11 protein-coding genes are annotated in these 15,832 nt (G+C 44.9%); 3 read left to right on the forward strand and 8 right to left on the reverse strand.

The annotated features are described in order from the left end of the window. Window positions 1-249: 249 nt before the first annotated feature. The 3 genes from J2Z66_RS16345 to J2Z66_RS16355 all read left to right on the forward strand — a co-directional run bounded on the left by J2Z66_RS16345 (window position 250) and on the right by J2Z66_RS16355 (window position 3,269). Complete coding sequence (locus tag J2Z66_RS16345; RefSeq protein ID WP_209972512.1) at window positions 250-1,149, forward strand: AraC family transcriptional regulator; 900 nt, start codon at window positions 250-252, stop codon at window positions 1,147-1,149. 117 nt (window positions 1,150-1,266) lie between these two features. Then, a complete protein-coding gene (locus J2Z66_RS16350) occupies window positions 1,267-1,851 on the forward strand; it encodes a GNAT family N-acetyltransferase (RefSeq protein ID WP_209972596.1) in 585 nt (194 codons plus the stop codon). Between the two features lie 902 nt (window positions 1,852-2,753). Next, window positions 2,754-3,269, forward strand: coding sequence for a Crp/Fnr family transcriptional regulator (locus J2Z66_RS16355; RefSeq protein WP_209972513.1), 516 nt, complete (start codon window positions 2,754-2,756; stop codon window positions 3,267-3,269). A gap of 97 nt (window positions 3,270-3,366) precedes the next feature. On the opposite strand, the gene hmpA is transcribed toward J2Z66_RS16355, so the two are convergent. The 8 genes from hmpA to J2Z66_RS16395 form a co-directional block, all read right to left on the reverse strand. Beyond that, window positions 3,367-4,581 carry an NO-inducible flavohemoprotein gene (hmpA, locus tag J2Z66_RS16360; RefSeq protein ID WP_209972514.1) on the reverse strand — a complete coding sequence of 405 codons (1,215 nt, stop codon included), beginning with the start codon at window positions 4,579-4,581 and terminating at the stop codon, window positions 3,367-3,369. A 173-nt stretch (window positions 4,582-4,754) separates the two neighbouring features. After that, a complete protein-coding gene (locus J2Z66_RS16365; RefSeq protein ID WP_209972515.1) occupies window positions 4,755-5,417 on the reverse strand; it encodes a Rossmann-fold NAD(P)-binding domain-containing protein in 663 nt (220 codons plus the stop codon). Window positions 5,418-5,447: 30 nt separating this feature from the next. Next, window positions 5,448-6,797, reverse strand: coding sequence for a DUF445 domain-containing protein (locus J2Z66_RS16370; RefSeq protein WP_209972516.1), 1,350 nt, complete (start codon window positions 6,795-6,797; stop codon window positions 5,448-5,450). A 5-nt stretch (window positions 6,798-6,802) separates the two neighbouring features. After that, entirely contained in the window at window positions 6,803-8,077 is a 1,275-nt protein-coding gene (locus J2Z66_RS16375) for a DUF445 domain-containing protein (protein WP_209972517.1), read from the reverse strand. Between the two features lie 968 nt (window positions 8,078-9,045). Then, window positions 9,046-9,774, reverse strand: a complete 729-nt coding sequence (locus tag J2Z66_RS16380) for an SWIM zinc finger family protein (protein ID WP_209972518.1) — start codon at window positions 9,772-9,774, stop codon at window positions 9,046-9,048. A gap of 4 nt (window positions 9,775-9,778) precedes the next feature. Beyond that, a complete protein-coding gene (locus tag J2Z66_RS16385) occupies window positions 9,779-12,466 on the reverse strand; it encodes a DEAD/DEAH box helicase (protein WP_209972519.1) in 2,688 nt (895 codons plus the stop codon). 18 nt (window positions 12,467-12,484) lie between these two features. Then, window positions 12,485-13,537: an aldo/keto reductase gene (locus tag J2Z66_RS16390; protein ID WP_209972520.1), complete on the reverse strand. Its 1,053-nt coding sequence runs from the start codon at window positions 13,535-13,537 to the stop codon at window positions 12,485-12,487. A gap of 1,129 nt (window positions 13,538-14,666) precedes the next feature. Beyond that, window positions 14,667-15,518 (reverse strand): DUF6612 family protein, encoded by an 852-nt coding sequence (locus J2Z66_RS16395; RefSeq protein ID WP_209972521.1) that lies wholly within the window; start codon window positions 15,516-15,518, stop codon window positions 14,667-14,669. Between the last annotated feature and the right edge of the window lie 314 nt (window positions 15,519-15,832).

The raw sequence follows: 15,832 nt of genomic DNA on the forward strand, positions 1-15,832 counted from the left end.
CCGGCGTGCAGAACCAGACCCCTCCTATAAGGCTAGATAACCTTTCTACGCTTGCGGTTCAAGCATAAGAGCTTACCTTCATATTAGGACCTTAGCCGATTTTCATCTTTAGCATTATGTCCGTTTATTTTGCACTATTGTGTCATTCGTAGGTTAACGCATTGTATCGTAAAGTAGTGTTCGAGTATAATCAAGCTATACTTTTCCCACCCTCTTGAATTTACATTTATTTGAAGGAGTGACAACCTCATGATATATAAACGCGTGCCGCTTCATCAGGAAATCGTTGTGGACAGCATTATTACGTTCCATTATTACGAGCTTTCCGGTTCTTATTCGACTAAAGGAGAACGGCACGATTTTTGGGAGTTTGTGTATGTAGATAAAGGGGAAATTCACGTCAAGAGGGAAAATGAGGAATTTACTTTGAAGCAAGGCGAAGTGATTTTTTATAAGCCTAATCAGTTTCATGGCGGGCGGGCTGACGTTAAGTCTCCTCCGAATCTAATTATTATTACTTTTGATTGCGCTTCCACAGCAATGAATATATTTGAGAATATTCGCTTTAGGGTCGATACGCAGGAGAAAAAAATGCTGACCTGGCTCGTAAATGAGGGCTACAATGCACTGAGCCCACGACTTGACAAGCCTTTCAAGCGCGTCATGCATAAGAAGAAGAATGCTCCCTTCGGGAGTGAACAGCTCATTAAGGTATACCTGGAGGCGCTGCTGATCCATTTCATTCGCAGGCTTAAAACCGCCGATACGGAGCCCCCGCTTCGTGCCGGCGATAACGGCAATATGGATGAAGATTTGACGGCCCAGCTTGTCGATTACTTGAAGCACCATGTTGAATCAAAGCTGACATTGACAGACATTTGCAAGAAATTTGCTATCGGCAGGTCGCAGCTGTTACGTATTTTCAAAGCTAACACCGGATGTGGGGTTATTGAATATTTGAATGACCTTAAAGTGGAACGGGCCAAAACTATGATTCGGGAGGAAAAATACAACTATACGGAAATTGCCAAGCTTCTTGGGTACAACAGCATCCACTATTTCTCCCGCCACTTCAAGCGGTCTACCAAGATGACACCTACGCAATATTCACGTTCCGTTCGAGCGCAAATTACGCATCACCCTCGTTAATTACTGACTTGTAGAAAGTAAACATTTTAGAAAGCAAACATCTTAGAAAACAAACATTGTAGAAAGTAAGTAAGGGTGCTAATATATATGGAAATATTTTCTTAGGGGATGTTGATGATGAGCGTTCAAATAACCGATCCGATTTTATTTTCAATACCCGAGAGTTTTGAAAGCAACCGTGTACTTATTCGTGCTCCATTAGAGGAAGATGGCTTAAAAGTAAACGAGGCCATTAAAGAAAGTATCGAAGAGTTGCGTCCTTGGATGCCTTGGGCCCAGCACATTTCAACTGTAGATGAATCAGAAATCAATATCCGCCGAGCCCGCTTAGCATTTCTGGAACGGACTGACCTTAGACTACTTCTATTTTTAAAAGAAACTGGAAAATTTATAGGCAGCAGTGGTTTACACCGCTTAGACTGGCAAGCGCGTAAATTTGAAATTGGTTATTGGATGCGTACTTCTTTTACCGGACAAGGCTATATGACCGAATCTGTTAAAGCTATTACCCATTATGCCATACATGAGCTGAAGGCCAATCGCATCGAAATCCGATGTGATTCCCGTAACACACCAAGTGCAAGGGTTGCCGAGCGTTCAGGCTTCACCTTGGAAGGAGTTCTACGCAAGGAGAAATGCGCTGAAGATGGTTCATTGAGAGATACGATGATTTTTTCCAAGGTTCGTGGGGTGGAGTTTTGAGAGAAAGACTAAGGACGCCTTGCGGCGTCCTTTGATGTGTGTGTTCGTGACGTGGGAGCGTTGCGGAGGTAAGGGGCGTGGGCTCCAGCCGCTGTTAAAGATTTGTTCCCTTGAATGAAATGGATGAGGGGTAGGAACAAATCTTTAAAGGCGGACGCTATCGCTCTTCCTCCCACACCCCTTACCTCCCTTTAGCTACAATCGCACGAACACCAACTCAAACGGACGGCCAGCAAGGGTTTTTCTCTCGATTGGAGGGAATTTCCTAGCGCTCATAACCGAGAGGATCTGCTACTTTAACGATGTTTTTCATCGCTAAAAGCCTAAGGTCCGGTCCACATCCTTACTTTAACGATGAAAATCATCGTTAAAATCCATTTTAACCATCCAGAGAGGTCATCCGGCCTCTTTTAACGATGAAAATCATCATTAACGCTAGGTTGGACCTTGAAACACTTGCTTTAACGATCAAAAAGAGGCTGTCGATTAACTGTGTACAACTCAAAACGTTTACTGAAATCGATCAAAACTTGCCACTTAAACCTGTTTAAATCGACTTTTCGGGGTGAAAAGCGACGTTTTTCTCACAAAAAATTGATTTTTAGAGGTTCGTATTTTTAATCCACAGTTAATCGACAGCCTCAAAAACATCGTTAAGTAAAACAAACTCTCAAATCAGGGAAGGCAGACTGCCGCTATCGCTTTCCACCCACAGTCAGCATCCACTTTATCACTATATAGCTTTACCTCGAAAAATTATTTTGCAAGAGCACGGCTATAAGTTGCTGCCTATAAATCAGCGTCCTTCTGTCTCCATATATGGTAAAATATTATCAAAAGGGGAATGAGTCCATTGGGGTTTCCAGTTCATGAGAAGAAATTGTTTATAGATGGAGGCATTCATGATCATACACAAGGGTGAAACGCTGTTTCGCCAAGGAGAATCAGGGCCGCTTTATCATCTGAGGAGTGGTCTGCTGAAAATTGTCCGGGTCCATCAAGACGGCACCCTGATTTTGGTTAATATCATCGTACCGGGTGAGATCATACCGCATCATTCTCTCATCAGTCCCAATCCTTATTACGGCACGGCAGTTGCACTCGTTACGAGCGAGATCGAGGTAATTTCCAATGTTGAGTGGTATGAGGAGCTGGAGCGAAATCCGGAGAAATGCCGCTCCATTGCCTTATTGCTGCAGGATAAGCTGCGCATGATGCAGCAGCGGATTGACCAATTAACTGAAGCCTCACCAGCAGAGAAGCTGCGCAAGCTCCAAGCCTGGTTCGCAGCCTATATCGCACCTGCCACATTGACGGAAGTGCTGACACAGGACGAAATAGGTCAATTTATTGGCCTCCGCCGCGAGACGATCAACCGGCTGCTCCGCGGCCAATCTGCAGTAAAGCCTCCTATATAATTGCTTTGCCATTGCCTTGTCATTGCCTTGTCATTGCTTTGCAGGTCCTTTTCCGCCTGTTTTATCAGAAGATTTACCATGTTTAATATTCACCCAATTACAAGCTGCTGGACGGACCAAAAAACTCATAATGAATATCTGCCTCAGGTACTCCCCATTCCTTCAAAGCACTGTTCACAGCCTTCATAAAAGGGATAGGGCCACAGAAATAGAAGCTAGCTTCTTTCGTCGGAACGACCTGCTGCAGCCACGGCAAATCGATATAACCCTCTTTATGAAAAGCCTTCAGCATCTTATCTTGTTCCGTTGGCTTTTCGTAGCACCAATAGACGGAGACCTGCGAGTGGCGAAGCGCAAGCTCCTCGACTTGTTCCCTCAAGGCATGAACTTGGCCATTCTGAGCAGCATGAATGAACGTTACCTGGCTGCCCGGATTCGTCTCTGCGAGTGTATGGAGCATGCTGACCATCGGCGTTAATCCAACTCCTCCGCTTATCAAGACAACGGGACGCTTGTCGCTGAGGTTTACTGTAAACTCACCAGCAGGAGCGGAGAGCCACAACACATCTCCTTGTTCAACCTGATTGTGCAAATACAGCGATACCTGCCCATCAGGATTACCCTTTATGCCTTCCTCCCGCTTAACAGAAATCCGATAATAGGGCTTCCCTGGAGCGTCCGACAAGCTGTATTGGCGCATATGCGTATTCGTCTCACCTGGAATTTCCACCTTCACACTAATATACTGCCCCGGTTCAAATGATGCGATAGCCTGCCCATCCTGTGGAACCAGATAGAACGAGGTGATGACATCACTCTCCCTCACTTTCCGCTCCACCCGAAACGCTCTAAATCCAGTCCAGCCTCCACTTTGCCGTTCTGCCTGATCATAGAGCTCCGCCTCAACGCTAATGAAGGCATCTGCGATGACACCGTATGCTTCCGCCCATGCCTGCAAAATTTCCGGAGTAGCCGCGCTGCCAAGCACGTCCTTAATGGCCGCAAGTAAATTTTCCCCCACTATCGGATAATGCTCCGCTTTAATGCCAAGACTGCGGTGCTTATGCGCAATCTGCTTCACAACCGGAAGAATCGTCTCCAGCTTATCGATATGCAGCGCGGCGGCATACACGGCATTCGCTAAAGCCGCCTGTTGTCTCCCCTGCTTCTGGTTCGCATGATTAAAAATATTCAAGAGCTCCGGATGACTCGTAAACAGCATTTGATAAAACCTTTTTGTAATATCAGTCCCATGCACTTCCAACACCGGTACTGTTGATTTAATAATTTGAATCGTATGATTGCTGAGCATGATATTCTCCTCACTTTCATTCACTTGGTATAAACCAAGTATATAGTGAGAGAGGAAGCTGCCCTGTGATTGCAATCACAACAAAAAGCAACGATTTGTGAAAACCCCTGCCATTTGCTTGATGTTAATATTCATTAGCTCATTTGTTCATCTGTTTATTAGTTCATTTGAGATTACAATTTGGCCAAATTAACAATATCCCTAGCTTCTAATATTGGCTCTTCATTGCCTTTATTAACACTGTTAACCATCGCAAGGCCAACTTCTTTTAAAGTGGATACATATTTAGGCAATAGTAACCTCCAGACCGGGTAAAGCCAGGAAAAGATCGCATACCATTTATGGGCATTTTTCAATCCGGGTGTGGGCTGAACATAACCAATGCGGAACATATAGGCTTTTTTGAAAGGCAGCTTCAGCAAATGATTTTCGGTTTTCCCTCTTATTCGGGCCCACATCGTTTTGCCATGCTCTGTACGATCGCTTCCAGATGCAGATATGTAACAGAAAACCAGCCCAGGATTCAACGCCAAAAGCTGCTCTGCAAAATAAAGAGTGAGGTCATATGTTAGCCGTTTGTACTCCTCTTCTTTCATACCGACAGATGAAACCCCTAGGCAAAAGAAGCAGGCCTGATAACCCGCCAATTGGTCTTTAATAGAGGAAAGATCAAAAAAATCATGGATGATAATTTCCTTCAACTTGGGATGTGAAAGGCCGCATGGCTTTCTATTAATGACGAGAATATGTTCTACATCATCGTGCAGCAAACATTCATGCAGTACGCCCTCGCCCACCATACCCGTAGCCCCTGTCAGAACAGCCCTGATCTTCATAGCTCGCCCCCCTCATTCTTTTTTCATTTCTCACATCAACCTGTCCAGAATCGGCTGATACACACCATACAGCAAACCATAAATACAGGCTCCCACAAATCCTCCCACTACGGCGCCATTGATTCGAATACGCTGTAAATCCTCAGTCACTCTACTCTCTATGAATTCAACAAGCTTTACATCTGTATAATCATCCAAGGTTTTGCGGACGATTTGCCCGATTAATGCATGCTCCGTGTCGATGATTTTGCGAACAAACTCTTGTATATACTGCTCCAGCCAGTCCTTGATCTCCCGGTCGGATTTAAACCAGTCCCAATACTTTTGAATGAAGCGGCCCACCCATTCTTTTACATCACTTTGCTTCAGGCTAGGCAGTTCCTTATCGATAGCTAAATATTTCATTGGAGAATCATCTTGAAGCAGTTGCTTGAAGTTATTCAGCAAAGCTTCAATCGAGGGAAGCAGCGAAATGCGCTCAATCACCTCATTTTTCCAAGCATCTACCGCGGCGGAGACATCAGTCCGGTTTTGCAAAGTATCGGCTAACTGAACAATCATGTCTTCAATCAGTACACGAAGCTCGTGACGAGGACTGCGCAGCTCAATCAAAAAGACTTGTATATCTCCATAGAACGCCTCAACCGCATCGTCCAGATTTAAGGAATTCGTTGATTCCGCTAACCAAACACCTATTTTCCTGAAGAAACCACCGACCTTATTTCCTTTATTCACGTATCTGTCTTTTTCATTTTCCAACATCCTTCTAATTGCCAGCTTGGTTTCCAAACCTGAAGCACGCTTCGCGGCATACTCCACAATTTTGCCAACCACATTTTGAAAATCCCCGCTGTCCAGTGCCCATTTCAGAGCCTTTCCTGCATACAGGGAGACGTTTGTTTTCTGCAAACCCTTGCGTATCTGCTTGTCCAGTTGCCCGGAAACTTCCGCCAAATTTATCTTAGCCAGCATGCCCGACAGCAGGGACCAGCCTTGCTCAGCAGCTTTTCGTCCCCCCTCTCTACCCTCTATCCAGCGAATAGCCGTATCAACCAAATGGATGTGCTGCACCTGCTGCTTCAGGGTATCTTTACTGAGCAGCTGCTGCTCCACCATGATCACCACGCCTTCAATGAGCTTGTCACGGTTTTTCGGGATGATTGCTGTATGCGGAATCCATTTCAAGCCAAGGGGATGACGGAATAAGGCCGTAACCGCAAATAAATCAGCAAGTGCACCAACCAGCCCCGCCTCTGATATGTACAGAAGAAATCTTGGCCACCACTGGCCCGGAAAGAAGTAGGAGCATACAGCTGAAACTACAAATAAGAGGGCTGCCATGAGCAGACTGAGGTTCGCTTTGCTTCGCATGTTTTTCATCGCAGTTACCCTCCTATCCAAAATGTAAACAAATGCAGGACAATTCCAACAAGTGAACCAATTGCTATACCGTTTAAACGAATGTATTGTAAATCATGGCCCACTTTTTCCTCGAGCAGCTTGATAAGATCCTTCTCTGAAAACGAGTGGAGCTTATCGGAAACGACCTGTCCGATGTAATCGTGTTTTTGACTGAGCCAATTTAATAATGGCTTTTTCAGAAATTGATCGAGCCTTTCAATTGCTGCGCTATCCTCAGATATTTTTGTGATTCCATCATGAAGCTTGTTCGTGATCCAAGGAAATATGTCTGCGTTTACCGTTGACTTGGCCGCTACAGCCTGCTGGAATGCTTCTAGATATTCTTGAAGCAGCACATCCAGGTGGATATGCTTTTTGATCGACTGCAAGAGCTTTATTTTGCCCGCTTCCACACGTTCACGAAGCTGATTATCCGTTCTTAACCTGCCAACCATTTGCTCCAATTGCTTCTTGAGATGCTCCCGATAAGGATGAGAGGTAGAAGCGAATTCCCTTAAGAAGGAAATGATCCACTGCTGGATGCTCTCACTCACCTTAGATGCATTTAGTCCTGCTGCAGAGTCCACCAGCTTTCGGCCGAACTTGCCTTGTTCGTAGGAACGAAGTGCCGAATCCACGATTCTCTCAATAATAAGCAGAAATTCTCTCGTTTTCACCAGCTTCATGCATTCATGAATAACAAAATCGATAATTTGTTCATCATAATGATTGCGAAGCGTCCAGTCGCCGATGTCCGCAGCAATCTCAGCCACTTGTAACGCGTCAGCATGATCCAGCAAAAAAGCCTGAATCGTTTTCGCCAAATCCTCTGTGTCTACCCTATTGATCACATCCCCGGCTAATCGCTGCAGGATCGCATTCGCCTCTTCTTCGCCTCCATGCTCCTTCAAATAAGCAAGCATAACAGCTGCAAAATTATATGCATTCAGCTTCGCTTCAATATTAGATATGCTGAGCAAATCTTCCTTAACCATTTTGACGAGCTCGCCAATCAAGTGTTTCCTTTTCTTCGAAAGGACCCGCGTCCCAACCCAATCCCACCATTTCACTCCCAAGGGATCACCAAAAAGAGCTTTCACTGCAAACGTATCCGCCAAGCCGCCGATTGTCGCTGCACTAAACGCCGAAAACAGCATACCTCCCCAGAAAGCATCCTTGAATGGAAAAGTAATAAGTATTCCCAGACCAGAAACGATGATGCCGATATTAGCTATTTTTTTAATATGTTTTCTTATCATCTCCGTGCTCCCCTTATGCCAGCCATGAATCGTGTTATGACTAATTCCACAATTCGACGGGAGACTCCTTTAAATTGCATCACCCTGTTAGTACCTGTATGTGTATGTTTGCCCGGAAATATTCCTTGTATTGGAAAAAGAGAGGGCGAGAATGCACGCAGTTTCGTATAAAATGCGGATTTACATCGTTGGAGAGGGTAGTTTTGCAGCAGATGTGGAGCGAAAATCATTGAAGATGGTTGAAAATCATTGAAGATCATTGAAGAAAGTAGTGTTGTTATTTCGTCATAATGTCCAATTATTTCCCCGGAAATGACAAGCTTCAACTTTGTATCATTTTGCTTTAACCAAAGAGGGAAAAACCGACCTTTCGTTGAGGAAACGATGCCAAGCCAAAATAATGATTAGCGTATTTCGTAGCATTCCTCGAAAAGGAGATAAGAAGTTTTTGATTAGCCGGTGGTATGCATTTACGTTTTGGATGTGGTAGATTTCCTTCGTCAATAGCGTTATCTCGTAACGCTCACCGTCTCACGCTTCGTAGCAGCCTCCCCCGAATGCGCATGCGCTCACTTAACGATGTTTTTCATCGTTAAAGTAAGTTTTCCAGGTCGATTCGTCACTTTAATGATGTTTTTCATCGTTAAAAGTGGACGAATGGCTCCTCTGGGTGGAAAAAAGGGATTTTAACAATGTTTTTCATCGTTAAAGTAAGGTTGTGGAGACGACTCCGTGCTTTTAACGATGAAAAACATCGTTAAAGTAGCAGTGGGAGCTGCGCGCGCTCTTCATCCACACCGCGTGCGACCACCAGGGAAATCTCCTCCAATCAAGAGAAAAAACCTTGCTGGCTGTCCGTTTGAGCTTGGTGTTTCTGCGATTCGTGCGGCTGGAGCCCACATCCATTCCCTCGGCAAAGCGCCAATGCCATGAACACGCTCCTCATAGGACGCTGCAAAGGCGTGTTTCTATTCCACATCAATCCCGAACATATCTGAGATATCGGCATCCTCAATGACCCGGCGGCCTTTTCTTTTGGATTTTTCCAGCAGCGATTGGGATTTCTTCATAATGCTCTCTGAAATCAGGTCATCCACATTTACATTCCGCAGCACAAAAAATAGCGAAGTATCCTCATCAAGCCGCGCTCCAACCCCATAAAGTGCTGCGGCTACATGCTTGCACATCCGCGCCGAATCGGGGCAGCTGCAGCTTAAATTAATTTCCTTCGGGGAGGGAAACAGCCCTTTCTTCTGCGCTGTGAACAAGTCTGCTAGCGCTTTGGGAAACCTGCCCTCAACAAGCTCTTGCAGCGAATCAATTTTCCCTGAACAATCCTTGATGATGCTTTCCCAAATATTCTTGGCTAACGGTTTAATAGAAATATCAACTTTGTAAGGCTTGGACTCGCTCCCCTGAACAAGTGCGGTGATGCTGCCTTGTATAATTTTCAGATCCAGCACAGCTCCGTTGCGGACATAGCTGCGCCCCCTGCCGATCCGATTGGAATAATCTGAATAGCGCTCCAGATTATCCGACCAGGATTTCCCCCACCAGGTTGTCGTTATTTTTTTGCCAGTAATGATCACTGGAGCAATATCCTGGTTTTTCTTTCTTAGCTTCTCCACACTGGCAAGTGCCCTCTCTTTTCGTTCCGCTACTGGAACATATGCAGGAAAACTACCGTAGAATGCCATTTCATCACTCCTGTAGCTTAAATAAATCCATAAGCTGCTTATTATCCATTTCCGTAATCCAGCTTTCTTGAACATCAGGCATGATTTCTTGGGAAAGCTTCGTTTTGTCCTCAATTACCAGATCAATCTTCTCCTCAATTGTACCCTTAGTAATAAATTTATGCACGATCACATTTTTCTTCTGGCCTATCCGGAATGCCCTGTCTGTAGCCTGATTCTCAACGGCCGGATTCCACCACCTGTCGAAATGGATAACATGGTTGGCAGACGTCAGATTCAGCCCGACACCACCCGCTTTAATGGACAGCACCATAAACGGCACATAAGCTTGTCCCTGGAATTCAGCTACTAGCTCCTTCCTTTTCTTTACAGGCGTTTCTCCATGCAGGATAAGCCCCTTATGCTGAAAGATCTGCTCAAGAAAAGCATGCAGCGACTCTGTAATTTCCTTAAACTGGGTAAAAATCAGCACCCGTTCCCGTTTCTCATAAATCGTTTCACAAATCTCCCGCAGCCGCGCATATTTCCCGCTTTCTTCCTCTGCATAGAAGCCCTGGCCCAGGTATTGATCCGGATGATTGCAGATTTGCTTCAGCTTCATAAGTGAGGCAAGCACGAGCCCTTTGCGCTCTATTCCATCTGATGACTCTATTTTGATCCTAAGATCATTGACAAGCTTATTATAAAGCACCACCTGTTTTTTGGTTAGGGCAGCATAGGTTTTCATTTCAATTTTTTCAGGCAAATCTGATATGACCGTTTTATCGGTTTTTAACCTGCGGAGAATAAAAGGACCGACTACCTGCTTCAACTTGGCAAAGCCATCTGGAGATTCCTTGAGCCTCTTGGTGAAACCGCTAAACTCCTTCGCACTCCCCAGAAGACCCTTATTCAAAAAGTCAAATAATGACCACAAATCAGCAAGGCGATTTTCAATCGGTGTCCCCGTCATTGCAATTTTATAAGAGGCCTTTACTTGCTTCACCAGCTTGGTTTGCTTCGTATTTGGATTTTTGATAGCCTGAGCCTCGTCCAAAATCAAGGAATCCCACGTTATATCCTTCAACCAAGTATATTTCAACAGCATCCCATATGTCGTTATAAAAAGATCATGCTCCTCCAGAACTCGACTGTCATGCGCCTCAATCTGCTTGTTCTCAGAAGGGTGATAGACGTAGCATTTCAGTGAAGGGGCAAACTTGGCAATTTCGCTCATCCAGTTACCAATCAGTGACGCAGGAACTATGAGTAAAGTTTTTTCATGCTTTTTCGTTCGTATAAAATTAAGCAGGGCAATAACCTGAACGGTTTTCCCCAGGCCCATATCATCAGCAAGGCAGGCTCCAAGCCCAAGACTTTTCATAAAATGAAGCCAGCTTACCCCCCGCTCCTGATAAGTCCTTAAGCTGGCATGGAAATCATCTCCGGACGCAACAGGCTCTATGGTCTCAGGATGCGTAAGCCCCTTGATAACCGAATTCAACCATTCACCATTCGTTACTTCAAGCTCACAGGCTTCCTCCGAAACATCAAGAATGCTCTCGCTACTAAGTTGAAAACGCATGGCATCGACGATGCTAATATCTGACTTTTTCATTAGCTTTTGCGCCTGTTCATAGGCCTTCAGCGCTTCCTTCAGCTTCTCGTGATTGACCTCAACCCATTTGCCTTTAATAAATACAAGCCCCTCTGCTTCTGCAAGCAAGTGCTTAATTTCGCTGACAGCAAGAGACTCCCCGCCCAGAAACAACTCAGCGTTGAAATCCACAAGAGCATCAAAGCCAAGCCGAGAGGGCTGTTTATCACCAACACTAACGGATAGCTTCAAAGAATTAGCTCTGCTTCTCCACCACTTTGGTATGCGGCAAAATATTCCCGCTTCCTCATACAAATAAATTTCCTTAAGAAACGTATAGGCTTCTTCAGTTGTCAGGCCAATCGGATGAAATATATCCCCCGACTCCACCAGCTCAGCAATAAAAGCACTACTCTCAGAGGCCTTATTCACGGTGGAGAGCAGCTCCAGCAGTTTCCTGCTGTTTTCTCCATATTCCACAAGCGCATTTTTAAGTGGCAGATGTCTGGATTTGCCTTCCTTGGAAACCTCCGCGGCGTATGTCGCCAGAAAGGAAAAGGGATACTCCTCCTTCTTGCTCTCCACCAAGTGGAAAAAAACACGTCCAACAAGCTGAAGCTGAGGGTTCATAGCAGCAAAAAATTGCTCTACAGTGCCCTCGTAGCTTTGGATCGTCTGGCTAAAGGATGCATTCAGCTTTTCCCATAGTTGTTCGATCCAGCTTTGATCTAAATATTCAGCCCCATTAATAAAAGGCGCCTGCTGCAAAAGAAGTTCAACATCATCATCCTCAATGGCAATAACCGTCTGCTCCCGCAGTACTTCAACATCAGGATTCAGCGATAGCTTCTTTACGAATGCAGCTGCGATAGCTATTAAATAGCCAAAAGATTCAGAATGAGCTGCAGACTTCTGCGAAAAACCCAAAAACAAAAGGAATTCCGCAGAATTGTTCATAGACCTCGTATACATGGCTTCTTGCAAGGCTAGCTGGCTGCTGTCCATCTTACCCACAATTGCTTGCCAATCAAGCTCAAACCCGCCATTCGGCTGCAGAATTACGATAAGCTCTTTATTTTTTGTTTCCACAACATGCTCTATGTGAGGCAGTGCCAAAAGTAACACCCTTTCCATTTACTTCAGATTACGAAGCTCCTTCAGTACATCGGCAGTTCGAAGCTGCTGCTCCCCGCTAAGCACAATCCGGCCCGCGGCAGCATTCGATTCCAACTGCTTCAGATTAGACGAAGAAGGAATGATCGTCCCCATTCCCGGAATGGTAAGCATATACGCTATGACCAATTGACTGAGCTCCATATCCCAATCCTGAGCCAACTCCGCCAATTGACGCAAAATGCTCATGACAGCCTCCGGCTGCGCTGCATCTCCCTCATCGTGCAAGCGATCTCCAGAGCCTATCTTCGCCGGATCCAGATACCGGCTGGTCAACAGCCCTCTTGCCATGGGACTCCATGGTATAAAGGACACGCCCGTTCCTTTCGCGTGATCAAGCACACCTTGCAGGCGCTCTCCGGCGAGAATATCGTATTGATTCTGCACAGCAAGCACCCGGCATCGCACCGACATAGCTTGCTCCACTTTTTGATACGCAGCAAGCTGCTCTACCGAGAAATTAGAAACAGCGAAATAACGGATCAGATTTTGCCTAACCAAATCCTCTACAGCAGCCAAGCTCTCTTCAATGGGGGTATTCCCATCAAAACCGTGAAAGTACAATACATCGATATAATCAATCCTCATTCTTCCCAGGCTGGCATACACCGAATCGATGATATTCCCTCTGGAAAGTCCACTGTGATTAGGTGTTACCCCATCCATAGCCCCGAACATTTTCGTAGCAATAACTACATTGCGTCTTTGGCCGGGGTTAGCGTTGAACCAATTGCCAATAACTCTCTCAGAGTTACCGGACGCCGCATTATATCGGTTAGCCGTATCCCAGAAAGTCACACCTAATTCCACAGCTCTATCAAATATTTGAAAAGCTGTCTGTTCATCTACTCTGGAGCCATCCCCCGTCTCCGGGTAACCAATCTTCCAGGTGCCGAGGCCAACATTGGGCACACGTAAGCCTGATGCTCCCAAGCTGCGAAAGGGCATACCGTTAAATTCGTCATGGCGGAATGGAATGTTATAAAGCGACTGATTTGGGATTGAATAGTCCATAAGCTCCTCCTCATATTCTCTAATGTCAACCAGGCCGATCTAATGACCGCAAATTTCTCTTGAGTTCTCTTATTAGATTATACCATTTTTCGCAGCAAAAAGAGTCTGCAGAGTGGTTTCAGCCACTTAATGAATTAGAATACGGAAGGGACTAGACAGACTGGGATATAATGAATCAAAATGAGCATGTTCCTGGAGCTAGTGCACGCTAATGCTCTTCTACACTCTTCAACACTCTTCCGCCCACAACTATCCCCACTTTCCAGCTACCTTTGCACGAACAACAACTTAAACCAACAACTAGCTAGTTTTTTTCTCTTTATCGGAGAAATTAGATAAGATTTCCTAGCCGCAAGGCGTAGGGGATGAATAGCGCGCCGCAACGTTGTCAGGTTAAGCCAGCCAAATGTGTGCAGTTTCCGCCTATATTCTGCCGCTTTGCCACGAGCAAGCCCAATGTGCGTGGTTTTTCACCTACATTCTGCTGCTTTGGCCACGAGCAAGCCCAAGGTGTGTGGTTTTTCACCTACATTCTGCCGCTTCGGCCACGAGCAAGCCCAATGTGTGCGGTTTTTCGCCTACATTCTGCCGCGCAAACCCATTGTGTGCGGATTTTCGCCTACATTCTGCTGCTTTAGATGGGGCATGCCTTCTAATTGGGGGAAGCCAAAGCTCCACTTGCATGTTAACCTGACAACATTGAGCGCGCACCGCTCACGATGCTATTTTAGCGATGTTTTTCATCGTTAAAAGCAAGGGGGCGTCTCCACAACCTTGCTTTAATGATGAAAAACATCGTTAGAATCACTTTTATCCTCCAGAAGGGGCCTTCCGTTCACTTTTAACGATGAAAAACATCATTAACGTGACGGATCGACCTGGAAAACTTACTTTAACGATGAAAAACATCGTTAAGTGAAGCCACACTCTCAATTTCGGGGATGCGGACAGCCATGAGACTACTTTGAGGGTGCTATGTTGGTGCTATGCTGGTGCTATGAGGGTGCTATGAGGGTGCTATGAGGCTATTACGAGGCTGCGACCAGAGCTGCTGCGGGATTGCTCTTCCCTAAAAGATCAAAAAGGGAGGTGTCATCATCATGACACCTCCCTTTTTACATGCTATATCTTATTTCGCACTATCCAATGCTTCTTGAGGCACTTTAATTTCTTTTACTTCGTTATAGTTTGAGAAGCTGCTGTCCATCTTCATTTCCATGCCAATCTTTTGTCCTTCTTGATCCATATCCATGTTCATTTCTACATTCATACTAACTGGTAAGTATTCTTTTTTATTGATCACATAAGTAAGCTTCATATGTGTAATGTTCATGCTTCCCATCATGGCTTCTAATTGCGGATTCGGACTTCCCGAGCCGGACATTAGCTTCTTGGCAAGCTCTTTAACACTGTCACCAGAAACCTCTGCACTCATCACATAATTGTCTCCATCTTCAGTAACCTTCGTATCCTTCGTAATGGAGTTGAATTGCTCCAACTGCTTCTCCGGGCTTCCCTGGGCATTGATGCTTGCCATCAATTGATCCTTAGTCTCATCAGGAAGCTTCATCCAGGTCCCTTGTGTTTGGGTATATATGCCCTCTTGTGTAATATATTGTTTGATCTCCTGAGCTTCTGGCAGGCCCGGTACATTCGTTTTAATTTCCTGATACATGGCCAACGGTTCTTTGATCATATCCGTTTTGATTTCCATGTTAACTTTTTGATCCTGCTTAGTACCGTTTGCGTCTATGGACATGTTCTGATCCATTTTAATGTCCATTGAATAGCTCTTGAAACCTTGGCTTGCCTCAGTTGTCTTTTTAATTAATTCTTCGACTGTAGGTACTCCTTTCGATTCAACCTTGTTGTCTGTTGGCTTAATTGTTGCTCCTGATTCCCCATCCTTCACATTGTTCCCACATGCTGAGATTACCATTACCAAAATAATTGCTGATACCATAACTGTCCATTTTTTCAAGATAGCTTCCTCCTAGTATTTCTCTCTATTTATTTAGCAAGCAAATTCCATCCTTTTGTAGCCAGGCGAAATTTACTATAACTAACGAATGAATAAAGCAGTAATCAGATAAATTAACATTTTAATAACTGGCCCCACGACATATCCTTTATCTATTACCCCAGAAAAAAATTTCTAAACGGTTAAAATATTTTTATTTTGCTGAGCTTTTGCTAAGCTATATTTAGCTGCAATGCCCTCTACGGCAATAAATAATCCACTCAACAAACGCTGAGTGGATTTCCATGCCTCATTAATTCAATTATTTCATAAAT

It is taken from the genome of Paenibacillus eucommiae, from assembly GCF_017874215.1.
GTDB classification, from domain to species: Bacteria; Bacillota; Bacilli; order Paenibacillales; family NBRC-103111; genus Paenibacillus_AI; species Paenibacillus_AI eucommiae.

Bases quoted from the DNA above. Each gene is read 5' to 3' on its own strand.
- J2Z66_RS16345 (WP_209972512.1), top strand. From the start codon at position 250: ATGATATATAAACGCGTGCCGCTTCATCAGGAAATCGTTGTGGACAGC.
- J2Z66_RS16350 (WP_209972596.1), top strand. From the start codon at position 1,267: ATGAGCGTTCAAATAACCGATCCGATTTTATTTTCAATACCCGAGAGT.
- J2Z66_RS16355 (WP_209972513.1), top strand. From the start codon at position 2,754: ATGATCATACACAAGGGTGAAACGCTGTTTCGCCAAGGAGAATCAGGG.
- hmpA (WP_209972514.1), bottom strand. From the start codon at position 4,581: ATGCTCAGCAATCATACGATTCAAATTATTAAATCAACAGTACCGGTG.
- J2Z66_RS16365 (WP_209972515.1), bottom strand. From the start codon at position 5,417: ATGAAGATCAGGGCTGTTCTGACAGGGGCTACGGGTATGGTGGGCGAG.
- J2Z66_RS16370 (WP_209972516.1), bottom strand. From the start codon at position 6,797: ATGAAAAACATGCGAAGCAAAGCGAACCTCAGTCTGCTCATGGCAGCC.
- J2Z66_RS16375 (WP_209972517.1), bottom strand. From the start codon at position 8,077: ATGATAAGAAAACATATTAAAAAAATAGCTAATATCGGCATCATCGTT.
- J2Z66_RS16380 (WP_209972518.1), bottom strand. From the start codon at position 9,774: ATGGCATTCTACGGTAGTTTTCCTGCATATGTTCCAGTAGCGGAACGA.
- J2Z66_RS16390 (WP_209972520.1), bottom strand. From the start codon at position 13,537: ATGGACTATTCAATCCCAAATCAGTCGCTTTATAACATTCCATTCCGC.